Below are 23,056 nucleotides of genomic sequence, written 5' to 3' on the forward strand. Positions count from 1 at the left end.
ACCTCTGACCGGACGACTCTGAGGAGTGGAAATGCGAGCGACTGCCCTGTCCCCCGAGACAGAAGGAGCCATCCAATCAGAGGACATGACGTTCGGTGCGAATGCTCAATTTGGGGATCCTGGCGCATGTAGACGCCGGTAAGACCAGCCTGACCGAGCGGCTGCTGTACGCCGCCGGCGCCATCGACGAGGTCGGCAGCGTCGATGACGGCAACACCCAGACCGACTCCCTGGCCCTGGAGCGCCGGCGCGGGATCACGATCAAGTCCGCGGTCGTCTCCTTCGCCGTCGGCGACACCACGGTCAACCTGATCGACACACCCGGCCACCCCGACTTCATCGCCGAGGTGGAGCGGGTGCTCAGCGTGCTCGACGGCGCCGTCCTGGTCGTCTCCGCCGTGGAGGGCGTGCAGCCGCAGACCCGCGTGCTCATGCGTACGCTGCGCCGCCTCGGCATCCCCACGCTCGTCTTCGTCAACAAGATCGACCGCCGGGGCGCCCGTGACGACGGTGTGCTGCGCGAGCTGGCCGCCAAGCTCTCCCCGGCCGTCGTCGCCATGGGGTCCGCCTCCGGGCTGGGCACGGCGGAGGCCGACTTCACGCCGTTCGACGGACAGGCCGCCTTCGCCGCGAACCTGGTGGAGGTGTTGTCGGTGCGCGGTGAGGCGCTGCTGGCCGCGTACGTGGAGGAGGAGGACTCGCTCTCCCACGACCGGCTGCGCGCCGAGCTCGTGGCCCAGACCGGGCAGGCGCTGGCGCACCCGGTCTTCTTCGGCTCGGCGATCACGGGGGCCGGGGTGGACGCGCTGATCGCGGGCATCAGGGAGCTGCTGCCCGCCGCGCAGGGCGACCCAGGAGGGCCGGTGTCGGGGACCGTCTTCAAGGTCGAGCGCGGCCCGGCGGGGGAGAAGATCGCCTACGTACGGATGTTCGGCGGCACCCTGCGCACCCGCGACCCGCTCGGCTCCGGCAAGGTCACGGCGATCAGCGTCTTCGACGACGGCGCCTCGGTGCGGCGGCAGGAGGTGGGCGCGGGCCGGATCGCCCGCCTCTGGGGCCTGGCCGACGTCCGCGTCGGCGACACGATCGGCGAGCCGGGAAAGGGTGAGCCGGGAAGGGGCGGGACGGGCGGGCATTTCGCGCCGCCGACGCTGGAGACCGTCGTGGTCCCCGGCCGCCCCGCCGACCGGGGCGCGCTGCACCTCGCGCTGACCCAGCTCGCCGAGCAGGACCCGCTGATCGCCCTGCGCCAGGACGACCTGCGGCAGGAGGTGTCCGTCTCCCTCTACGGCGAGGTGCAGAAGGAGGTCATCCAGGACACCCTCATGAACGACTTCGGCCTCGACGTCACCTTCCGTGAGACCACCACGATCTGCGTCGAGCGCCCGAACGGCACCGGCGCCGCGTACGAGGTGATCGGCGTGGAGCCCAACCCGTTCCTCGCCACCCTCGGCCTGCGCGTCGAGCCGGGCGAGGCCGGCAGCGGGGTGGTGTTCCGGCTGGAGGTGGAGCTGGGGTCGCTGCCGTACGCGTTCATGCGCACGATCGAGGAGACGGTGGGCCAGACGCTTCTGCAGGGCCTGCGCGGCTGGGCGGTCGTGGACTGCGTGGTCACCCTGACACACTCGGGCTACTGGGCCAGGCAGAGCCACTCAGGCGGCGTCTTCGACAAGAGCATGTCGAGCACCGCGGGCGACTTCCGCAATCTGGTCCCGCTGGTGCTGATGACCGCGCTGAGCCGGGCCGGGACCACGGTGCATGAGCCGGCGCACCGCTTCCGCCTCGAACTGCCGCCCGACACGCTGGGCCCGGTGCTGCCCCTGCTGGCCCGGCTCGGCGCGATCCCGCGCACGCGGCTGTCGTCGCTGGTGGAGGGAGAGATCCCGGCGGCGCGCGTACATGAGCTGGAGCAGCGGCTGCCTGGGCTGACCCGCGGCGAGGGCGTGCTGGCCTGCGTCTTCGACCGCTACCAGCCCGTACGCGGCCCGATCCCAGAACGCCCCCGCACCGACCACAACCCGCTCGACAGGAAGGAGTACCTCCTACACGTCGTGCGCCGTGTCTAGTCCCTGATCGGTGGCCAGGACGATGACGGCGAGGTAGCCGTCACCGTCCTGGGTGACGTGCGTCATCATGTCGTCCTTGTACATGGGGTCGTTGCCGTTGTAGGTGTCACGCTTCTTCTCGTGCTCAAGGTACGGCGCCGCCGCCAGCACCCTGCCGTTGACCTTCTCGGGGAACATCAGCTCGGTGCAGAGCGCCCGCTTGTCGTCCACGACCACCATCGCGTGGATGTGCACGGTGCGGCCCGGGTACCAGCCCGGCCAGATGGTGGTGAACCGGACGATGCCCCCGGAGTCGGCGATCTGGACGCCGCGCAGGTAGCGCTTGCGGTCCGAGGGCTTCATGTCGGTGAACTTCTTCCCGGCGTCGATCTTCACCTGGCTGCTGTCGCCCAGCACGCTGAGCGACTCCGTCTCCGCGCCCGAGTAGAGCCCGGCCGCGTCGCAGTGCCAGATCTCCACCACCGCCCCTGGCAGCGGCCGGCACGTGGCGCCGTCCTGCACCTTGAGTGCCAGGCGCAGCCGCACGCCCTTCCTGTCCTCGCGCAGATCGCTGCGGATCGTGCCGGTCTCGAAGTAGTAGGGGCCCTGCATCGTGCTGGGCGTCAGCCTGCACGTCTGGGCCCTGGCGAACAACGCGGTCGCCTTCGCGTACGTGTCGGGGTCGGACGTGGCGTCCGCGCCGACGGTGAACAGGCCACCGAGGCTCAGCGAGCCGATTCCGGTGATGAGCCCGCGCCGGCTGACCCGGCCTTCGTGATCGTGTCCCACGGAAGTTCCTTGAAGGTCAGGAGCTACTAACCGGAACCTCTCATGGGCGGGGGAACTTTCCGTGCAGGCGCGCCCTATGCGCTGACCTGCGCATTCGTAACGCCATGCGTCGAAAGCCTTTTCGGTCGATATGGAAATGTAACCAAGCGTTCGCTAGCTGATCAGCGGGCATGCGATCGCATTCAACCAGTTCAACCGTGCTGCATCGAGTTGCAGTGGACGATTGACAGCCTTCGGCAAGCCGTTCTACGGTCCCGAAAACCTTTTAGGTCAACCCGAGTCAGTCATGTTAGCGCTCACACTAGGGGCCAACTCATGAGACGACGATGGGCGGCGGCCCTCGCCGCGGCACTCCTCCTCCTGCCCGCCAACGCTGGGCCCGCGCTCGCGGGCCCGCCGATCACCACCGCGATCTACACGGCCGACCCGGCCGCGCTGGTCGTGGGCGACACCCTGTACCTCTACACCGGCCATGACGAGGCGCCGACCGGCGGCACGAACTTCGTCATGCGCGACTGGCACGTCTTCACCTCCTCCGACGCCGCCACCTTCACCGACCAGGGCGCCAAACTGGCCATCTCGAACTTCTCGTGGGCGGGCGCGGACGCCTGGGCCGGCGAGGTCGAGCGCGGCGCCGACGGCCGCTACTACTGGTACGTCCCCGTCAACGGCAACGGCGCCGGCTGGATGGACATCGGCGTGGCCGTGGGCAACAGCCCGACGGGCCCGTTCACCGATGCCAAGGGCGGCCCGCTGATCAGCGACAGCACACCCGGCTCCTCCCCGCTGAACATCGACCCGACCGTCTTCACCGACGACGACGGCCAGGTCTACATGTACTGGGGCTCCTACTACGGCCTGCGCGCGGCCCGCCTCAACGCCAACATGACCACGATCAACGGCTCGGTGGTCACCCCGAGCGGCGTGTCGAACTTCTGGGAGGCACCCTGGATGTTCAAGCGCAACGGCGTCTACTACCTCGCGTACGCGGCCAACGACTCGGCCTGTTCCGCGCCCGGTTACGCGTGCATCCGCTACGCCACCGCGAGCAACCCGATGGGCCCGTGGACGCATCGCGGGGTCGTGCTCGACCAGGTGAGCTCGACCACGAACCACCCGGCGATCGTCGAGTTCAAGGGTCAGTGGTACATGGTCTACCACAACGCCGCCAGCCCCGGCGGGGGCAACTTCCGGCGCTCGGCGACGATCGACAAGCTCTACTTCAACGCCGACGGCACCATGCAGAAGGTCGTGCAGACCGGCGGCCCGACCACCCCGGGCAACCTGGCCACGAGCGCCACGCCGTCCACCTCGTACGTCTCCTCGTGGGAGACGCTCGGCGCGGTCAACGACGGCTACACCCCGGCGAACTCGGCCGACCACAGCCACGGCGCCTACGGCAACTGGAACCACCAGGGCACCGAGTGGCTCGAGTACCGCTGGCCGACGGCGCGGACCGTCTCCAGATCCGAGGTCTACTGGTTCGACGACAACCAGGGCATCGACCTGCCGGCCTCCTGCCAGGTCCAATACTGGAACGGCAGCGCCTACGTCAACGTGCCCAACCAGTCGGGCTGCGGCGTGGCGGCCAACACCTTCAACGCCACCACGTTCGGCGCGGTCAGCACGACCCGGCTGCGGCTGAACATCACCTCCAGATCCGGCTACTCGACCGGCGTGCTCGAATGGAGGGCCTTCTCATGAGACGTGTCCTGTCAGCCCTGCTGCTGGTGGCGGCCTTACTCGTCGCCGGCGCACCGGCGCACGCCGACCAGACCATCGGCTACCCGTCCTTCGGCGGCCCGGCCGTGCCCGCGGCGCCGGGGTCGTACACGACCGGCAACATGATGCAGGCCATCTACGACGCCGAGAGTTCGGGCACCGACTTCTGGATGGACCGCCTGCTGGCCCGTCCCGGCAACGACCCCGCGGGCACCTGGCTCATGTCGCGCGGCCGGGCGTTGTTCATGAAGACGCACACACCGGGCACGCTCGGGTTCGCCGGGCAGGTGGCGTACTGGGAGAGCATCAGCAACAACAACGCCTTCACCGTCGCCGTCACGCCCGGCACGTTCACCGAACAGGTGAACTCCCGCTGGCAGGCGCCCAGCTACTGGAAGAGCCGGCACACCAGCGGCTCGGTCACGGTCGACCAGACCAAGTTCATCACCGACAACAACGTCGCCGTGGCCAACCTGGCCATCACCAACGGCGGCTCCGCCTCGACGACGCTGCAGCTCAGGGCCACCTCCCCGTACGCGACCAGCGGCAGCGGCAGCGAGCTGACCGGCCAGGTGAACGCCTACAACAACCTCACCACGATCTACCCCAGGCTCACCGGCGACGGCTTCACGGTCTCCAGCGGCGGGCTCAACCGCTCGGTCACGGTCGCCGCCGGTGCCACGGTGACGGTCAAGGTCGTCATGGGCTTCGTCACCAACGAGATCCCGGCCTCGCGCACCGACTACGACGCCTACGCCGGCTACTCGGCGGCCACCGCGTTCGCCACCCACGTGCGCGCGTACAACCGCTGGTGGGCCGAGAACGTGCCCTACATCGACGTGCCCGAGCCGGCGATCAAGAAGAACATCTACTACCGCTGGTGGCTGATGCGCTTCAACAACCTCGACGCCGACATCCCCGGGCAGACCTTCCAGTTCCCCACCTCCACCGAGGGCGTGCTGGGCTACAACAACGCGATCGCGCTCACGCAGCCCATGCACATCGACGACCTCAAGTACCTGCGCAACCCGATCTACGCCTACGGCGACTGGCTGAGCGTCGGCCAGATCTCCAAGAACGGCCGCTTCCTCGACAACCCGGGCGACCCGGAGAACTGGTCGAACAGCTACACGCAGTACATCGGCGAGGCGGCCTGGAAGAGCTACCAGATCCACGGTGGCCAGCCCGGCATCGCCGCCAACCTGGCCCGCTACGCCGAACAGGACGTCAAGGGGCAGCTCGCCTACTACGACACCGACAACAACAAGCTCATCGAGTACGACTGGGGCGCCCTGACCGGCAACGACGCCGACGCCGTGTCCTTCCACTGGAAGGCGGGGCGCATGGACCGCGCCGAGGCCGCCTACCAGTACAGCGGCGCGCTGGCCGCCGCGCAGGCGTACGAGGCGATCGGCAACACCGCCAAGGCCACCGAGCTGCGCACGCTCGCCACCCAGATCCAGAACGCCATCGTCAACGTGCTCTGGAACCCCAGCAGGCAACTCTTCGAGCACCGGCTCAAGTCCACCAACGAATGGGTGCCGTGGAAGGAGATCAACAACTACTACCCGTTCGCCGTGGGCGCGATCCCCAACACCGCCACCTACAAGCAGGCGCTGCGCCTGTTCGACGACCCGGCGCAGTATCCGATCTTCCCCTTCTACACCGCCAACCAGGCCGACAAGGCGGCCTCGGGCACCGGCAGCAACAACTTCTCCACGATCAACTCCACCGTCCAGTTCCGCCTCCTGTCCTCGGTGCTGCGCAACTACTCCAACGAGTGGATCGACGCGACCTGGTACAAGAAGCTGCTCTACTGGAACGCCTGGGCCCAGTACGTCAACGGCAACACCCAGTGGCCCGACGCCAACGAGTTCTGGGCCGACTGGAACGGCTCCTCGATCGCCTACCGCTCCTGGATCCACCACAACATCCTGGGCAGCAGCAACTGGACCGTCATCGAGGACGTCGCCGGGCTGCGGCCGCGCAACGACGCCAAGGTCGAGCTGTCGCCGATCAACATCGGCTGGACCCACTTCACCGTCAACAACCTGCGCTACCGCAACGCCGACCTGACCATCGTCTGGGACGACCCGGCCGACGGCGTCGTCCGCTACCCCGGCGTGCCCGAGGGCTACTCGATCTACGTCAATGGCAGCCGCGCGGCCACGGTGTCCACGCTGGTGCCCTTCACCTGGGACCCGGCCACCGGCGCGGTCACGACCAACGGCACCACCACCTACCACGTCGCCGTCCCCGGCCTCCAGTCGCCGTCGCAGGTGACCCAGACCAGCGCCCGCATGGTGGACATGCTGGCCAAGGCGGGCGTGGACCTGACCGCCAACCTCACCAACCTCGCCGCCGGCGCCACCGCCACGGCCTCCACCACCGCCTCCGGCAGCTCGACCGCGGGCGCCGTCGACGGATATCCGATCAACGAGCCGTTCTGGGGCGGCAACACCGCCGGCCAGGACTGGTACGAGCTCAACTTCGGCACCGCCCGCACCCTCAACGAGGTGCGGCTCTACTTCAAGGACAGCCGCCCGGCCAGCGCCACCTACCGGGCCCCGGCCTCCTACGACATCCAGTACCTCAACGGCAGCACCTGGACCAGCGTGCCCTCCCAGGCCAAGTCACCGGCCGCGCCACGGGCCAACTACAACGTGGTGCAGTTCCCCGCCGTCACCGCCCAGCGGGTACGGGTGCTGACCACAGCCGCCTCCGGCGCCAGGACCGGCCTCACCGAGATCAAGGTCCACAACCGGGGCGGGGTGCAGCCCCCGTCGAACCTGGCGTCGTCGGCCACGGCGACCGCGTCCAACACCTCCTCCTGGGAGAGCGTGGCCGCGGTCAACGACGGGATCGACCCGCCCTCGTCCAACGACACCGTCAATCCGCGCTGGGGCTGCTGGCCGGAGACCGGTCAGCAGTGGGTGGAGCTGACCTGGCCGTCGGCCCGCACCCTCAACCGGGCGGAGGTGTACTTCTTCGACGATGACGAGGGCATCGACATGCCGGCGTCGTGGAAGTTGCAGTACTGGAACGGCAGCGCGTACGTGGACATGCCCGGCGCTTCGGCGTACACGCTGACCAAGAACGGCTACAACTCCGTCACCTTCTCCGCCACCGGTACCACCCGCCTGCGGGTGCTGCTCACCGGGAACGGCACCAGCTCCGTCGGCCTGCTGGAGGTCAAGGCCTACGGGAGCTGACCGGCCCGTCAAGGGGCGGGGAGCGCTCCTCGCCCCTTGACGTCACGGGTGTCCACGGCGCACCATCGCCTGCGTTGGAGTAGTTACTTTCTTACTTTTAGTGACGGAGCGCGGCTTAGTCAGGCAAGCTGCTGTCATAACTTCAGCCGATGGGCGGCGATCGCGATGGCGGGCAAGTGGCAGGCAGGCAACCTCCCGGCGGAGCTGACAAGCCTGATCGGACGCCGCGCCGAGCTGGATGAGGTGCGCCGGGCGTGCCGCCGCTCGCGGCTGGTCACCCTCACCGGCGTGGGCGGCGTCGGCAAGTCCCGCCTGGCCCTGCGGGCCGGCGCCGACCTGCGGCCCGAGTTCGGCGGCGGGGCCTGGCTGGTGGAGCTGTCCCCGCTGGAGGACGGCACGCTGCTGCCGCACGCGATCGCCGAGGCGCTCCGGCTCACCGACCAGACCACCCGCCCCATGGTCGAGGTGCTGGCCGAGCACCTGCTCGGCCGCGAGGTCCTGATCATCCTCGACACCTGCGAGCACCTGGTCGACGCCTGCGCCGCGACGGTCGAGACGCTGCTCGCCGCCGTGCCGGGGCTGCGCGTGCTGGCCACCAGCCGCCGCCCGCTGGAGGCCCCGGGCGAGCTGGTCTACCTGGTCGAGCCGCTGCCGGTCCCCTCCCTTGGGCAGGTGAGCGCGGCCGGGGGCGACGCGGTGGAGCTGCTCGCCGAGCGGGCCGCCGAGGTGGTGCCCGGGTTCGACCTCGCCGACCAGGACCAGGAGGCCGTCGTACGGCTGTGCAGGCGGCTGGAGGGCATCCCGCTGGCCATCGAGCTGGCCGCGGCGAGGTTGCGCGAGCTCCCGATCGGGCACCTGGCCGACCGGCTCGACGACCGGTTCGCCGCGCTGGAGAGCGGCCCCGGCGCGCAGGACGTGGGCCCGCCGTGGCACCAGGCGCTGCGTACCGCGATCGGGTGGAGCCACGAGTTGTGCGAGCCCGCCGAGCGCCTGCTCTGGGCGCGTCTGTCGGTGTTCGCGGGCGACTTCGACGCCGAGGCCGTCCGCCGGGTGTGCGCCGACGAGCGGCTGCTGGACGCCGACATCGGGCTGCTGCTCGACGCGCTGGCCGACGAGTCGATCCTGACCTGGCTGCCGACCGGCGCGGGAGAGCGCTACCGCATGCTGGACACGCTGCGCGAATACGGCGCGAGCTGGTTGCGCGGTCTCGGCGAGGAGGAGCGGTTCAAGCAGCGCCACCGCGAGCACTACCTGTCACTGGCCGCCAAGGGCGCCGCCGGCTGGCTCGGCCCCGGCCAGATCTCCTGGTACGACCGCATGATCGGCGAGCACGGCAACCTGCGCGCCGCCCTCGACGTCGCGCTGAGCGCCAAGGACGGCCTCCCGGCGCTGGAGCTGGCCGGGACGCTCGCCTTCTTCTGGTACGGCTGCGGCTACGCCAAGGAGGGCCGCCACTACCTGGAGCAGGCCCTCGACCTGGACACCCGGCCCAGCCCGGCACTCGTGCAGGCCCTGTGGGCCGACGGCCTGCTGGCCGCCACGCAGGGCGACGCCGGCGGGGCCGAGATCAGGGCCGCGCAGTGCGAACTCGCCGCCGCGGGCGACGACTCCTACGCCGCCGGGTGCGTCAGGGCGCTCAGGGCGTCGGCCGGGGTGATCCGCGGCGACCTGATCCAGGCGATGGCCGAGTCGGAGGCCGCGTTCCGCACCCGGTGGAGCGGCGCCGACCTCACCATCGCCGACTTGCTGGCCCTGCTGTGCCGGGCGCACGCGCTCACCGTGGACGGCAGGATCGAGGAGTCCATCGCGGTGCTGGAGGACCTGCGGGCGCTGTGCGACCAGCGCGGGGAGCAGTCGATGCGCTCCCACGGCGACCTGCTGCGCGGCCAGGCCGAGCTGAGCGGCGGGCGCCTCGACGCGGCCGTCGCCTTCGGGCAGGCGGCCCTGCGCACCAAGCGGCGGCTGCACGACAGCTTCGGCATCGGCCTGACCGTGGACCTGCTGGCCCTGGCGGCGGGCGCGGCCGGGCGGGCCCAGCGCGCGGCCCGGCTGCTCGGGCTCGCGCAGCGGATCTGGAGCACCCACGGCCAGGCCCAGGCCAGCGTGCCCGCGTGGGTGGTCGCCCGCCGGGCATGCGAGGACCAGGCCCGCGACCTGCTGGGTGACAACGCCTTCGAGGCGGCCTACCGGACGGGCTTCGACAGCGACATCGACGCGGGCATCGCGTACGCGCTCGAACCCGAGGGCGAGGGCCTGCACAACGGCCTTTAGGTCAGCGCTGCCTGGCCGGGCGGATGACGATCTCGTTGACGTCCACGTCGGCCGGCTGCCCGATCGCGTACGAGATGGCGCCCGCGATGCTGTCCGGCGAGATGGTTTCCGCCCGATATATCCGCATCGCCTCCCGCGCCCCGGGGTCGCTGATGGACCCGGCCAGCTCCGACTCCACGACGCCCGGCGAGACCGTGGTGACCCGGATGCCCGGGTCGAGCTCCTGGCGCAGGCCCTCGGTGATCGCCCAGGCGGCGTGCTTCGTGGCGGCGTAGACCGCCGCCGTCGGCGACACCTGATGGGCGGCGATCGAGGCGACGGTGACGAAATGGCCCTCGCCCTGCCGCTGGAAGTGCGGCAACGCGGCGGCGATCCCGTACAGGAGACCGCGCACGTTGACGTCGATCATCCGGTCCCACTCCTCGACCAGCAGCGCGTCCAACCTGGACAGCGGCATCACGCCGGCGTTGCCGACGATCACGTCGATCCGGCCGTGCCGCTCGACGGCGGCCTCGGCGAACGCGGCCACGTCCGCGCGGTCGGTCACGTCCAGGCGGCGCACGTCCGCCTGGCCGCCGGCGGCCTCGATCGCCTTCGCGGTCACGGCGAGCCGGTCCTCGCGGCGGGCGCCGAGCACCACCCGGTGGCCCTCGGCGGCCAGCCGCACCGCGGTGGCCTCGCCGATGCCGCTGCTCGCGCCGGTGATCAGAACGACCTTGCTCATCGGGTCTCCTCGGGGAAGTCGGCGCTGAGCGTGAGCTCGCGCCAGGTGGCGAAGGCGGTGGCGAGGTTCCCGAGCCTGGCCGTGGCCACGTCGTGGGCCACCTTGCCGAGCAGCAGCCGCAGCGGCGGCTCCTCGGCCAGGACCGCCGTGATGATCGCCGCGGCGGCGCGCGCCGGGTCGCCTGGCTGGTGGCCGTAGTTGGCCAGGGTGGACGTGCGGCGCGCTCCCGCGGTCTCGGCGTAGTCGTCGATGCTCGTACGCGACTGGCGCATGGACGGGCCGGACCAGTTCGTACGGAACGCGCCCGGCTCGACGATCGTCACCTTGACGCCCAGCGTCCGGCGCGTGAGGGAAAGGAAGGGTCAGGCGGTGAGGCTGCCCAGCAGGGACAGGGCCTCTTCCGACGCACTGCCCTGGTCGGCCTGGTAGACGACGAGTTGCTGACCCGGTGCGCTGTTCACGGTCAGCGACTCGTAGTGCAGGGTCAGCTCGCCCACCAGCGGATGCCGGAAGCGCTTGGTCTCGTGGGTCTTCTGCCGGATGTCGTGACGGGCCCAGAGCTCGCGGAACCTCTGGCTCTTGAGCGACAACTCGCCGATGACCTCGATCAGCTCGGGGTCGTCGTAGTCGATGCCGGCCGACGCGCGCAGCCCGGCGACGGTGTTGTCCGCCACCCGGTCCCAGTCGGGGTAGAAGCGGCGCGCGTCCGGGTCGAGGAACACCAGCCGCATCAGGTCCCCGCTGTAGGTGTGGCCGGCGAACAGGGCCTCGCCGAGGGTGTTGGCGGCCAGCACGGTCATGCAGCGGCCCAGGACCACGGCCGGCGTGTGCGGCCAGGCCGCCAGCATGCGCAGCAGGTTGGGGCTGACCGGCTCGCGGTGGGCTACGGGACGCCGCCTTTCCGAGGAGGGGTTGGCCAGCCGGTGCAGGTGCGTGGTGGCGTCCTGCTCCAGCTCCAGCGCCTGGGCCAGCGCGGCCACCACCTGGGCGGACGGGTGGCGCTCGCGGCCCTGCTCCAGTCGCACGTAGTAGTCGGTGCTCACCCCGGCGATCTGGGCGACCTCCTCGCGGCGCAGGCCCGCCACGCGGCGGCGGGATCCGGCCGGCATGCCGAGGTCCTCTGGCTGGAGCCGCTCTCTGCGGGCCCGCAGGAACTGCCCGAGCAAGTTCTCCGTGTCCATGTCTTCGAGGTTATGACAGGAAAGCGGCAGGCAGGGGCTCTGAGGGTGGCCGCGAAACTCCTAGGCTGACGCGCTGGGAGGGCGGCCCCGGGGGGAGAAAGGGCCGCCCTCAGCTCAGCTGCCGGTTCAGCGCGGGCGGCCCGCGCCGGCGGCGGCCGGGACCACGTACCGCAGCGTCCTGGCGGGCTGGACGCGGGGGACGTACACCGGGCTCCAGCCGGCGTCGGTGCCGAGCGTGGCGCCGTTGGCGGCGTTGTACGCGGCCACCACGTCGGCGGGCCTGCCGTCCACGAGGTTGTCCCTGGCCGTGATCGCGGTGCCGTTGAACACCGTCAGCACCTTCTCCGCCACGATCCCGTCGAAGGCGTTGCTCTCGGCGTAGACCTTGGACCCGAAGCCCACGCCGATGCTGTATCCGTGCCCCTCGCCGCCCTTGTAGTAGTTGTTGTAGACGTGCACCTGGCCGAAGCGCACCCGGGGCGTGCGCTGCCCGAGCGCGTCGAAGTAGTTGTGGTGCAGCGTGACCCTGAGCTTGCCCTCCTCGCCGTACCGGGCCGGGCTGTCGGTGTTGCCGATGAGCGTCACCTTGTCGTGGCCGCTGAGGTGGTTCCAGGAGAGGGTGACGTAGTCGGCGGCGCGTACGACGTCGAGCAGGCCGTCGTGGACCTGGTACGGGCGGCCGAAGTAGAGCGGCTGGCCGGAGTCCGGGTTGTCGCCGTCGTTCAGGGTGTTGTGGTCGAGCCAGACGTGGGTGGAGGCGGAGACCTCGACGTTGTCGAAGGAGGCGTTCCAGTTGCCCTCGGCGCCGTCGGTCGGGTCCCACTGCGGGAAGCAGTCGGAGGTGTCGGTGATCGTGAGGTTGCGCACGATGACGTTGTCGGCGTTGCCGACGCGCAGGCCGAAGCTCTTCAGCGCGGCGTCGCGGCCCACGCCGATCAGGGTGACGTTGGAGCCGACGGTGATCGTGACGTGCTCGGCCATCTTGGCGTACGACGCCTTGCGGGCCTCCTCCTGCGGGCCTGACGGGACGCTGGTCCTGCCCCAGACGGCCGGGTCGTAGGCGGCCAGGTAGGCGGGCAGGCTGTAGCCGTTCACGGCGTAGTCGTCGCAGGTCAGCGGCTTGCCCGAGTCGTCGGTGTCGGCGTCTATGGCGCCCTTGACGTAGATGATCCTCGGGGTGTTGTCGGCCGGGTCGCCCAGCGCGGCCAGCAGCTCCGCCCTGGTCCGCACGACGTGCACGTCCTCGGGACGGGCGGCCGAGCCCCCTGTGGTCCCGGTCGTGGCCGCCGCCCAGCCGTCGTCACGGGGGAGCACCTCGCGGCCCGGCTCGGGCCTCGGTCCGGGGGTGTGGCGGACCGGGTTCCAGCGGTCGGCGCCCGCCAGGTACTTCTCGGGGGTGAACGTCCTGGCCTGCTCCGCGCCGAGCTGCGGGCGGTCGTCGTTGACGGTGGCCCCCGGGCCCTGGTTGCGGTACTCGGACAGGCGGGCCTCGCGCCAGTTCAAGCCGGACATGTCGGTCCACGGGGCGTCCTTGAACTGCTGGCCCAGCCAGGACTCGCGGATCAGGACCTGCCCGCGCGCCGTCACCGACCCGCCGGCCGGCCAGGGACGGCCCAGGTGGAAGGTGCGGGCGGGCGCGTCGCTGACCAGGTGACTGCGGTAGATCAGGAAGCCGTACGGGTTGGTGATCTCGGTGCTGGCCGCGGTGACGTAGCCGTTGTTGTCCGTGCTGCCCCGGCTCAGGGCCTTGATCAGGCAGCCGTCGAACACGGCGGTGGCGCGGCCGAAGATGAAGTCGACGTCGCCCTCGACGTAGCAGTTACGGAAGTACTGGCGGGCGGTGGTGGCTGCGGAGGCGGTGTTGGCGTACAGGGTGTCCTGGTTGCCGAGGAACCTGACGTTGTCGTACACCTGCCGGTCGCCCGTCGTCCGCACCGCCACCGCCTGGCTGGCGCCGCTCGCGGCCTCGTCGTAGGCGTTCTCGAAGGTGAGGTCGCGGGCGGTGAAATCGGGGGCGCTGATCACGTACGAGGCGCTGCCGGAGGTGCCGTAGGTGCCTGAGCCGTCCGGCTTCTGCGTGGCCGCCGAGACGTCGTAGGTGAGCACCACCTCGCGCGGGTCCCGGGTCTCGCCGGCCAGCGTGATGTGCGGTTTGTCAGCCGGGATGACCACCTGCTGCTTGTAGGTGCCCTTGCGGACCAGGATGGTGACCGGCCGGGTGTTGCCCGAGGGCACGGCGTTCACGGCGTCCTGCACGGTCGTGTGGTCGCCGGAGCCGTCCGCGGCGACCACGATCGTGGTGCCGCGGGTCGCGGCCGTCGCGGCGGGGGTCGCGGTCGCGATCACTGTCAGGGCGATCAACGGGGGGAGTAACAGGCGTCGCATGCGCAACCTCGGCAGAGTGCGGCAATCGGTTGCATGAAACGTTCGCTCAGGCATTTCACTTCGTCAATGGCATGCAGTGAAACTGCACTTTTGCTGCAACAAGCGGTTGCATTCGAGTCGCTCTTCGTCTTGACCGGCGATCGCGTCGGCTCTACAGTCCGCCTGATATTTATCGGCATTTCCCTGAAACTTTCATCCGGGAGCACCGTGCGCACCCTTCGAGCCCTGGTGGCCGCCGCCCTGTTATGCCTGGTGCCGGCGCTTCCGGCCCACGCGGACGACCTCACGTACTCCTTCGAGGCCGGCACGACCCAGGGGTGGGGGCCGCGCGGGGACGGCGTCTCCGTCACGGTGACGGCGGACGCGGCCCGCACGGGGTCGGGCGGACTCGCGGTGAGCGGGCGCACGGCCACCTGGCACGGCGCGTCCATCACCGCGCCGTTCGCGAGGGGCGTCGGATACAACGTGACCGCGTACGCCAGGCTCGTCGCCGGGCAGCCTTCGAGCACGATCGCGATGACCGTGCAGCGCACCCCGACGGGCGGCGAGACCACCTACGAGCGGGTCGCCGCGGCCACGGTCACCGACGGCGAGTGGGTGCGGCTGGCGGGCAGCTACCTGTTCACCGCGGAGTCCACCGGGATGCAGCTCTACGTGGAGAGCACGGACGCCACCTCCCAGTACGTCCTGGACGACATCGTCATCAGCCCGCTCGGCGATCCCACGCGCGAGCCGATCGTCAGCGACTTCGAGGACGGCACCGCGCAGGACTGGTCGTCGCGCGCCGCGGCGGTCCTGGAGCCCGGCTCGGTGGCCCACTCGGGCAGCCGGGGCCTCACCGTGACCGGCCGCTCGGCCTCCTGGGACGGTCCCGCCCTGAACGTTCTGGGCCGGATGGGCAAGGGTGACAAATACGATCTGTCGGTCTGGGTGCGGGCCGACGCCGCCTCGGGCAGGCTCGGCCTGTCGATCGAGCGCAGGAGCGGCGGCACCCCCAGCTACGAGCGCATCGTGGCGCCGAAGGACGTGCCTGCGGGGGAGTGGGTGCGGCTGGCGGGGACGTACACGCTGGCGTACGACGTGGAGTTCCTCAGCCTGTACATCGAGTCCGACACCGGCACGTTCCCGTTCTCCCTCGACGACTTCGCGATGACCTACGTCGTGCCCAAGCCGATCCAGACCGACCTGCCCTCGCTCAAGGACGAGGTGCCCTTCACCATGGGCTCGGCCTTCACCCGGCCCGAGACGCTCGGCACGCACGGCGAGCTGCTCGCCAAGCACTTCAACGGCGTCACCCCCGGCAACGAGCTGAAGTGGGACGCCACCGAGCCCCGCGAGGGCGAGTTCACCTTCACCGACGGCGACTATCTGGTCGGCTTCGCCACCGAACACGGCATGACCATCCGCGGCCACACGCTCGCCTGGCACAGCCAGACCCCCGACTGGGTGTTCGCGAACGCCACCAAAGAAGTGCTGCTCGAACGCCTGGAGCGGCACGTGCGCACGCTCGTCACCCGGTACAAGGGCAAGATCGCCGTCTGGGACGTGGTCAACGAGGTCGTGGACGAGAACCAGCCGGACGGGCTGCGGCGCTCCCCCTGGTACGAGATCGCCGGCCTCGACTTCATCCGCACCGCGTTCCGCGTCGCCCACGAGGCCGACCCCGCCGCCAAGCTGTTCATCAACGACTACAACACCGAGTTCCCGCGTAAGCGCGAGGCCCTGTACGCGCTGGTCAAGCGGCTCAAGGACGAAGGCGTGCCGATCGACGGGGTCGGCCACCAGCTCCACCTCAACATCGAGCAGCCACCCGCCTCCTCGGTCGAGGCCACCATCGAACGCTTCGCCACGCTCGGGGTGGATCAGCAGGTGACGGAGCTGGACGTCAGCGTCTACACCGACTTCGTCTCCTCCTACGACACGATTCCGGCTGAGCTGCTCGTTCAGCAGGGGCATCGGTACAAGGAACTGTTCGACGTCTTCCGGCGGCAGGCCGGCCGGCTGAGCTCGGTCACGGTGTGGGGCGAGTCCGACGACGTGAGCTGGTTGCGCTCGTGGCCGATCACGCGGCTCAACGCGCCGCTGCTCTTCTCCGACGACCTCCAGGCCAAGCCCGCCTACTGGGGCGTCGTGGACCCGGCCAGGCTGGAGCCCCTGGTACGGCGGCTGGAGGCGCCCGCCGGCGTGGTGAAGGTGGACGGGAAGCGGGATTTGGAGTGGGATCTGCTGCCGGACTCGCCGATCGCGCGGGTGGGGGACGTGTCAGGAGGCTTCCAGGCCCGTATGTCCGCGCTCGGGCTGTACGTGCTGGCCGAGGTCGCCGACCCGACGGTGAACAAGGACGATCGGGTGACGTTCACGGTGGACGGGCGGTCGCGGACGATCGCTCAGGCCGTGAAACGCACGGCGACCGGTTACCGGGTGGAGGCACTGCTCGGAGCCGGCACCGACGTACGGGTGGGCATCCGCGACCACGCGACGGAGATCGCCTGGACCGGCAAGGTGAGCGCCGCACCCGCCGTCCGGCGCACGACGGCCCCGCACCGGCCCGCCCCCGTACTGGACGGCGCCGTGGACCGCGCCTGGTCCGCCGCCCCGGAGATCCGCACCGGCACCTGGATCCAGGGCACTACGGGCGCGACGGCCCGCGTCCGCTCGCTCTGGAACGGCACCACCCTGTACGTCCTCGCGCAGGTCACGGACCCCTCACTGAGCGAGGAGTCGCCCAACGCCTGGGAGCAGGACTCCGTCGAGGTGTTCGTGGACCCGGGGAACGGCAAGACGAAGGGGTACGAGGACGACGACGGGCAGTACCGGGTGAGCTTCTCGGGCCGGATCACGGTCGGCGGATCACTGGACGCGGCCGGGGTCAGGGAGAACGTACGGGCCGCCACCCGGGTGGTGCCGGGCGGGTACGTGGTGGAGGCGGCCGTCAAGTTGCCGACGATCGAGGTGGGGGAGGGGGCGTTGCTGGGCTTCGACGTACAGGTGAACGATGCTGCGGGCGGGGCTCGTACGAGTGCGGTGGCCTGGAACGACGCCACCAGCCGAAGCTACCTCGACACCAGCCACTGGGGCGCCCTCCAACTGACCGGGTAACCCCTTGCCCGTCGAGGCGGTGGGCCGACGACGCCCACCCAGGCTTAGAACGCCTCTCAGGGACGGCCGTTGGCCGGAGGCGTCAGGCGGGTTGGCAACCACTGCGTCGAAGTTGCCGCCAACATTCCTGGCAGCATGGTCGCGATGGGAGACAGGTGGGTGCGGCCCCGCTCTTCCCTCAGGAGACGGCCCTGCTCTTCACCCGCCAGGAGCTCGATGCGTTCACTGCCGGCGTGAAGCAGGCGAGCACGACTGAGCCGAGAGGCAGCACGCCGGCTCACGTGGAGCGGGCCAGCGTGGTCGGCCACGTCGATTCCCCGTCTGAGAACTACAGCGTCGTCACTCGCCGCACCACACCGTCATGTGCGGGTCGGTGGTGGACGCGGACGGCTGCGGAGCACAGTGGTCGGGTGCCTGAGAACAACTTCGACGAACGCATCGCGAATTCGTACGAGGCCAAGTGGCCTGAATTGTTCGATCCGGCCGTCATCGACCCGGTGGTCGATTTCCTCGCCGACCTGGCGGGCACGGGCGCCGCTCTCGAACTCGGCATCGGCACCGGCCGCATCGCGGTGCCGCTCGCCCGGCGCGGCGTACGCGTGCAAGGGATCGACATCTCACCCGACATGATCGCGCAAATGCGCAGGAAGCCAGGCTCCGAGAACATCCAGGTGACCATCGGGGACTTCGCGACCACCAAGGTAGACGGGACTTTCTCGCTCGCCTACCTCCTGCGTAACACGATCACCAACCTGACCGGCCAGGACGAACAGGTCGAGTGCTTTCGCAATGTCGCCGCGCACCTCGAACCGGGCGGCTGCTTCGTCATCGAGGTCTACGTGCCCGAGTTGCGGCGCCTCCCGCCCGGCCAGACCATTCACCCGTTCACCGTGACTCCGGCGCATCTGGGATTCGAGGAGTACGACGTGGCCTCGCAGATCGCGATCTCCCACCATTACTGGGTGGTGGACGGAGAGCTGGAGACGTACTCGTCGCCGCACCGGTACGTGTGGCCGTCCGAGCTGGACCTCATGGCGCGCATCGCCGGGATGGGCTTGCTCGGGCGTTGGGCGGACTGGAAACGCGAGCCCTTCACCGGCGACAGCAGGAGTCACGTGTCGGTGTGGCAGATGATGCCGCAGGGCTGAGCCGCCCTCCTGTGGCAGCCAACCATACGGTGCCGTACAGTACGAACCATACGGCACCGTATGGAGGCGTCATGAGAACACCCGTGTACTGGTCGTCCGCCCTCGACGACATCCCCGCGCCCGACTACGCCGACATGACCATCGGGGTGCTTCCTCGCAGCGCGCCCGAAGATCCGCGTACCTGGGCGGAAGGCATCTTCTCGCCGGCCGCCATGCCCCGCTGGATCGTCGCGGCCCTGGGCCTGCGGCAGGCCCTCGTGCCGTTGCTCGGCATCCCGCGCGCGCCCCGCGACACGTTCCGGGTGGATCGGGTCGAAGGGGAGGAGGCGCTGATCGTGGCGAACGACCGGCATCTCGACTTCCGCTGCGGGGTGGCCGTGGATGTCGCGGCCCGCCTGGTGCGGGTCACGACGACCGTGCGGCTGAAGGGGTGGCGCGGGCGGGTCTACTTCTGGCCGGTACGGCTCGCGCATCCGATCGTCGTACACGCGATGCTGAGCTCGGCCCAACGCCGCCTCGCCTGAGCGAGGCCGGCCACGGGGCGATTCCGGCGGCGCGAGTGACTTGGTCTACTCCATGTATCTGCTGTTCCCGAAAGCCGTTACTTCTTGTGCATGTCATGTAACAATGGGTGCCATGCCGTCTCCCCGACACGACGCTCTCGTCGAGATGTTCAGCGATCATCCCCATGTAGTGGTGGAGATCCTGCGTGATCTGATCGGAGTGGAACTGCCAGAAACGACGCCGATCCAGCAGGAGGAGCGCACCTTCAACACACGGAACTCTGACGACATCGAGGTCGATCTGATCTTCACCCTGGGGCCACAGCCACGCCCTTGGCGCGCCATCCTGGTGGAGATCCAGCTGGACAAGTCCAAAGACCCCCGCCAACTGGCCCGCTATGCAGCCGCGGTGTGGCTGCAGCTGGGCTGTGACGTCACGGTCCTGGTCATATGCCCCGAACAAAGAGTCGCTGATCATTATGCTCAGCCGATCGATTCGGGGCTGACCGGCTACCGTCTGCGGGCCGAGGTGCTGGGGCCGGACATCATCCCGGTCATCACCGACGCGAAGGTGGCCGCCATGCACCTGGTGCCAGCGATCATGTCCGTCATGGTGCACGGCCGCAACCGCAAGGTCATCAAGGCGTTCGCCGCCGCTATCAACGATACTGACGACGAACACGCTCCGAAGTACACTGAATACGCTTACAGCATGTCCGGGCCTGAAACCCGGAGGCTCTTGGAGGAGATCATGACGTCCACCACCTGGCCGGTTTACAGTCCGTTCGCCCGCGAACACTTCGGCCGCGGCCGCGAAGAAGGCAAAGCGGAAGGCAAGGCAGAGGGCACCACGGAAGGCCTGGCCAGGGCGGTGCTGATTCTGCTGAGCGCCCGCGGTCTGGACGTCCCGGAGGATGTCCGCACCCGCATCACCGACTGCACCGACCTCGCGCAGCTCGAAGCCTGGGTTGCTCGCGCAGGCACCGTGCGGACCTGCGAAGACCTGTTCGACGACCTGGACGAGCAGCAGCACTAGCCACGTCGTCGGGGTTGTGTCGGTCGGGCCAGCATGTCCGGGCCTGAAACCCGGAGGCTCTTGGAGGAGATCATGACGTCCACCACCTGGCCGGTTTACAGTCCGTTCGCCCGCGAACACTTCGGCCGCGGTCGCGAAGAAGGCAAGGCAGAAGGCAAAGCAGAAGGCAAAGCAGAGGGCAAGGCTGAGGGCAAGGCAGAGGGTAAAGCAGAAGGCGTGGCCAGGTCGGTGCTGATCGTGCTGAGCGCCCGCGGTCTGGACGTCCCGGAGGATGTCCGCGCCCGCGTCACCGACTGCACCGACCTCGCGCAGCTCGAAGCCTGGGCCGCTCGCGCAGTCACCGCCCGGACCTGCGAAGACCTGTTCGACGATCCGGGCGAGTAGCACCACCAGCAGCTGTGCGGGCCGGGGCAGCGCCTACCGACGTGATAGCCGGTGGGGGTCGGGCGTGTGGTAGATCTCGCCGGTAGATCTGCCCCTGAATGCCCGTCCCCCCAGGAGCCCCGATGATTCGCAACCCGGTCCTGCCCGGCTTCCACCCCGACCCGTCCATCCTTCGCGTCGGCGACGACTACTACCTGGCCACCTCGACCTTCGAGTGGTACCGGGGCGTGCGTGTCCACCACTCCCGCGACCTGGTCAACTGGCGGTCGCTGGGTGGCATTCTGAGCGAGCGCAGGTTGCTGGACCTGTCGGGGGTGCCGGATTCGGGCGGGGTCTGGGCGCCCGACCTCACCCACGCGAACGGCCTGTTCCACCGAGGAGATCATCGAAGGACAGGTGCGTTCCTTCGGCTTCACCGGCTCGTTCGTCGGCCTCTGGGTGCAGGACCTGGTGGGCGAGGGAGGCCGGGCCGTCTTCGAGGACACGGTCTATGAGGTGCTGGGGGACGCGGACGACGACGCGGTGCAGGGCGGTGTGTAGGGGCGGCCGGGCAGGTATTGGGCCCACTCGGCCTTGGTGATCGACGTGCCGTTGGCTTCGCAGACGTTCGCGGTCGCCTGTTCCAGGTTCAGGGCCCAGAGCTGGGCGGCGGAGCCGGAGGTGCTCGCCAGTACGGTGCCGTCCGAGCCGAGGTCCACGTCGCCGACCGCGTTCGGGCTGGAGAGCACGGCCCAGAGGGCGGGGCGGGCGAGGGTGACGATGTTCCAGATGCGGAGGGTGCCGTCCTGGGAGGAGGTGACGAGCGTGCGGTCGTCGGCGTTGAAGACGACGGCGGTCACGTCGGCGGAGTGGCCGGGCAGGTCGGACAGGCGCTTGGGCTTCTCGGGGCGGGTGACTTCCCACAGGCGGGCCGTGCCGTCCGAGGAGGTGGTGGCCAGCGTCTTGCCGTCGTGGCTGAAGCGCACGTCCAGTACGCCGCCTGAGTGGGCGGAGAAGGTCTCGAGCGACTTGGGCTCGGCGGGCTTGGTGATGTCCCACATCCGTACGGAACCGGTGCCCGAGGCGGTCGCGAGCACGTGGCCGTCGGGCCTGAACGCGGCCGTGTTCATCCGCCCGTCGGCGGCGCCGAGCGCGGTGATCTTCTTGGGGCTGGCGGGCGTGGCGACGTTCCACAACACGGTCCTGCCGTCGCGGCCGGTCGTCACCACCGTCTTGCCGTCGGGACTGTACGCGGCCGAGCGCACCCCGTCGGTGTGATCCGACAACGTGCCCAGGAGCTTCGGGCTCTCGGGCGAGGAGACGTCCCAGAGCTTGGCCGTCTTGTCGAGCGAGGCCGTGACCAGGCGACGGTCGTCGGGACTGAACGCGGCCGCCGTGACCTGGCCGGTGTGTCCCGTGATCGTGCCCTGCGGCGTGGACACGGCGGCGTCGGCGAGGTCCCACAGCCTGACGGTCTTGTCGTCGGAGGCGGTGGCCAGCACGCGGCCGCTCTTGGCGATCGCGAGCGCGTTGACCTGCCCGGTGTGCCCTGCCAGGCGGGCGCGGGGGGCGACCCGGGAGGTGTTGGAGACGTTCCAGAGGCGGGCGATGCCGTCGGCGGCGGAGGTGGCCAGGTTCTGGCCGTCCGGGCTGAACGCCACCCCCGTCACCGGGTCGGGGAACCCGTTCAGGCTCGCGGTGAGCACGGGCTCGCGCGGGTTCTGCATGCTCCACAGGCCGACCGTGGCGTCGGCGGAGGCGCTGGCCAGGATGGCGCCGTCAGGACTGAACGCGACGTCGTCCACCGCTCCGGTGTGCCCCCGGGCCGTGCCGACGAGCTTGGTCGCGGTGATCTCCCACACCTGCACGCTCCCGTTGCCCGAGGACGAGGCCAGGTAGAGGCCGTTGGGGGAGAACGCCACGCTCCTGACGCCGCCCTCCTTCGAGGTCAGCGTGGCCAGGCTCTTCGGCTTGGCGGGGGTGAGCACGTCCAGCAGTGTGATCGTGCCGGCCTGGGAGGCGAGCGCGAGCATGCGGCCGTCCGGGCTGAAGACCGCCCTGGTGAGGTCGGAGTCCTGGCGCAGGACCGACACCTCGGTGGGCTTGGCGGTGTTCTTGATGTCCCACAGCCTGGCCGTGCCGTCGTTGGAGGCGGTGGTCAGGACGTCTCCCTTCGGGCTGAACGACACCGAGCCGACCTGCTCCTTGTGGCCCTTGAGCGTGGCCAGGCTCTTCGGCTTGGCGGTGTCGGAGACGTCCCACAACCTGGCCGTTCCGTCGACGGAGCCGGTCGCCAGGAGCTTGCCGTTGGGGCTGAACGCCGCCGCGACCACGCCAGCCGTGTGCCCGGTCGCCACGCCCAGCGCCTTGGGGCGCAGGGAGTCGGTGGTGTTCCAGAGTCTCGCGGTGGAGTCGCCGGAGGCGGTGACGGCGACGCGGCCGTCGGCACGGTAGGCCACCCGCTCGACGGGGCCCGTGTGCCCGATCATCCGGGCGCCCACCGGGCGGGACAGGGAGCCGAGGAGCGCGCCCCGGGCTTCGGGGGTGGCCGAGAGGCGGTAGGCGGTCAGGGCCAGCT

At 69.8% G+C, this 23,056-nt stretch carries 16 protein-coding genes and 1 pseudogene; 11 read left to right on the plus strand and 6 right to left on the minus strand.

Translation table 11 applies throughout. The annotated features are described in order from the left end of the window. Positions 1-95: 95 nt before the first annotated feature. The gene (locus ACFPZ3_RS08000) at positions 96-2,066 is read left to right on the plus strand and encodes a GTP-binding protein (RefSeq protein WP_417629157.1); all 1,971 of its coding nucleotides are present in this window, start codon (positions 96-98) and stop codon (positions 2,064-2,066) included. Here ACFPZ3_RS08000 and ACFPZ3_RS08005 read toward each other — a convergent pair. Next, positions 2,043-2,834, minus strand: a complete 792-nt coding sequence (locus ACFPZ3_RS08005) for a dioxygenase family protein (RefSeq protein ID WP_379513319.1) — start codon at positions 2,832-2,834, stop codon at positions 2,043-2,045. The genes ACFPZ3_RS08000 and ACFPZ3_RS08005 overlap by 24 nt on opposite strands. Positions 2,835-3,149: 315 nt before the next feature. On the opposite strand from ACFPZ3_RS08005, the gene ACFPZ3_RS08010 reads away from it, so the two are divergent. The 3 genes from ACFPZ3_RS08010 to ACFPZ3_RS08020 all read left to right on the plus strand — a co-directional run bounded on the left by ACFPZ3_RS08010 (position 3,150) and on the right by ACFPZ3_RS08020 (position 10,039). After that, the gene (locus ACFPZ3_RS08010; RefSeq protein ID WP_379513320.1) at positions 3,150-4,538 is read left to right on the plus strand and encodes a glycoside hydrolase family 43 protein; all 1,389 of its coding nucleotides are present in this window, start codon (positions 3,150-3,152) and stop codon (positions 4,536-4,538) included. Then, on the plus strand, positions 4,535-7,768 hold the full coding sequence (locus ACFPZ3_RS08015) for a discoidin domain-containing protein (protein ID WP_379513321.1): 3,234 nt from the start codon (positions 4,535-4,537) through the stop codon (positions 7,766-7,768). The genes ACFPZ3_RS08010 and ACFPZ3_RS08015 overlap by 4 nt, the downstream gene beginning before the upstream one ends. A 165-nt stretch (positions 7,769-7,933) precedes the next feature. Continuing rightward, positions 7,934-10,039, plus strand: coding sequence for an ATP-binding protein (locus tag ACFPZ3_RS08020; protein ID WP_379513322.1), 2,106 nt, complete (start codon positions 7,934-7,936; stop codon positions 10,037-10,039). 1 nt (position 10,040) lies between these two features. Here ACFPZ3_RS08020 and ACFPZ3_RS08025 read toward each other — a convergent pair whose 3' ends face one another. The 4 genes from ACFPZ3_RS08025 to ACFPZ3_RS08040 all read right to left on the minus strand — a co-directional run bounded on the left by ACFPZ3_RS08025 (position 10,041) and on the right by ACFPZ3_RS08040 (position 14,329). Next, positions 10,041-10,763, minus strand: coding sequence for an SDR family oxidoreductase (locus ACFPZ3_RS08025; RefSeq protein WP_379513323.1), 723 nt, complete (start codon positions 10,761-10,763; stop codon positions 10,041-10,043). Beyond that, positions 10,760-11,086: a Rossmann-fold NAD(P)-binding domain-containing protein gene (locus ACFPZ3_RS08030; protein ID WP_379513324.1), complete on the minus strand. Its 327-nt coding sequence runs from the start codon at positions 11,084-11,086 to the stop codon at positions 10,760-10,762. Before ACFPZ3_RS08030 ends, ACFPZ3_RS08025 begins: the two co-directional genes overlap by 4 nt. 39 nt (positions 11,087-11,125) lie before the next feature. Then, entirely contained in the window at positions 11,126-11,944 is an 819-nt protein-coding gene (locus ACFPZ3_RS08035) for a helix-turn-helix transcriptional regulator (protein WP_379513325.1), read from the minus strand. A gap of 126 nt (positions 11,945-12,070) precedes the next feature. Next, the gene (locus ACFPZ3_RS08040) at positions 12,071-14,329 is read right to left on the minus strand and encodes a pectinesterase family protein (protein WP_379513326.1); all 2,259 of its coding nucleotides are present in this window, start codon (positions 14,327-14,329) and stop codon (positions 12,071-12,073) included. A gap of 207 nt (positions 14,330-14,536) precedes the next feature. Between ACFPZ3_RS08040 and ACFPZ3_RS08045 the strand changes: the two genes are divergently transcribed. From ACFPZ3_RS08045 to ACFPZ3_RS08075, 7 genes and pseudogenes are all read left to right on the plus strand, one after another. Then, on the plus strand, positions 14,537-17,428 hold the full coding sequence (locus tag ACFPZ3_RS08045) for an endo-1,4-beta-xylanase (protein ID WP_379513327.1): 2,892 nt from the start codon (positions 14,537-14,539) through the stop codon (positions 17,426-17,428). 410 nt (positions 17,429-17,838) lie between these two features. Continuing rightward, positions 17,839-18,576 (plus strand): class I SAM-dependent DNA methyltransferase, encoded by a 738-nt coding sequence (locus tag ACFPZ3_RS08050; protein WP_379513328.1) that lies wholly within the window; start codon positions 17,839-17,841, stop codon positions 18,574-18,576. Between the two features lie 71 nt (positions 18,577-18,647). Further along, entirely contained in the window at positions 18,648-19,100 is a 453-nt protein-coding gene (locus tag ACFPZ3_RS08055) for a DUF2867 domain-containing protein (protein ID WP_379513329.1), read from the plus strand. 52 nt (positions 19,101-19,152) lie between these two features. Beyond that, a complete protein-coding gene (locus tag ACFPZ3_RS08060; protein ID WP_379513330.1) occupies positions 19,153-20,115 on the plus strand; it encodes an RpnC/YadD family protein in 963 nt (320 codons plus the stop codon). A 72-nt stretch (positions 20,116-20,187) separates the two neighbouring features. Next, positions 20,188-20,499, plus strand: coding sequence for an RpnC/YadD family protein (locus ACFPZ3_RS08065; protein ID WP_379513331.1), 312 nt, complete (start codon positions 20,188-20,190; stop codon positions 20,497-20,499). Positions 20,500-20,597: 98 nt separating this feature from the next. Continuing rightward, positions 20,598-20,873, plus strand: a pseudogene (locus tag ACFPZ3_RS08070) (family 43 glycosylhydrolase); the annotation flags it as partial. 22 nt (positions 20,874-20,895) lie between these two features. Beyond that, complete coding sequence (locus ACFPZ3_RS08075) at positions 20,896-21,039, plus strand: hypothetical protein (RefSeq protein WP_379513538.1); 144 nt, start codon at positions 20,896-20,898, stop codon at positions 21,037-21,039. On the opposite strand, the gene ACFPZ3_RS08080 is transcribed toward ACFPZ3_RS08075, so the two are convergent. Next, a partial coding sequence (locus ACFPZ3_RS08080; RefSeq protein WP_379513332.1) for a WD40 repeat domain-containing protein occupies positions 20,988-23,056 on the minus strand: 2,069 nt, incomplete at its 5' end. The genes ACFPZ3_RS08075 and ACFPZ3_RS08080 overlap by 52 nt on opposite strands.

The organism is Nonomuraea insulae (assembly GCF_042656245.1).

Coding starts and splice junctions, on each gene's coding strand:
- ACFPZ3_RS08010 (WP_379513320.1), top strand. CDS start 3,150: ATGAGACGACGATGGGCGGCGGCCCTCGCCGCGGCACTCCTCCTCCTG.
- ACFPZ3_RS08035 (WP_379513325.1), bottom strand. CDS start 11,944: ATGGACACGGAGAACTTGCTCGGGCAGTTCCTGCGGGCCCGCAGAGAG.
- ACFPZ3_RS08040 (WP_379513326.1), bottom strand. CDS start 14,329: ATGCGACGCCTGTTACTCCCCCCGTTGATCGCCCTGACAGTGATCGCG.
- ACFPZ3_RS08020 (WP_379513322.1), top strand. CDS start 7,934: ATGGCGGGCAAGTGGCAGGCAGGCAACCTCCCGGCGGAGCTGACAAGC.
- ACFPZ3_RS08025 (WP_379513323.1), bottom strand. CDS start 10,763: ATGAGCAAGGTCGTTCTGATCACCGGCGCGAGCAGCGGCATCGGCGAG.
- ACFPZ3_RS08055 (WP_379513329.1), top strand. CDS start 18,648: ATGAGAACACCCGTGTACTGGTCGTCCGCCCTCGACGACATCCCCGCG.
- ACFPZ3_RS08015 (WP_379513321.1), top strand. CDS start 4,535: ATGAGACGTGTCCTGTCAGCCCTGCTGCTGGTGGCGGCCTTACTCGTC.
- ACFPZ3_RS08065 (WP_379513331.1), top strand. CDS start 20,188: ATGACGTCCACCACCTGGCCGGTTTACAGTCCGTTCGCCCGCGAACAC.
- ACFPZ3_RS08060 (WP_379513330.1), top strand. CDS start 19,153: ATGTATCTGCTGTTCCCGAAAGCCGTTACTTCTTGTGCATGTCATGTA.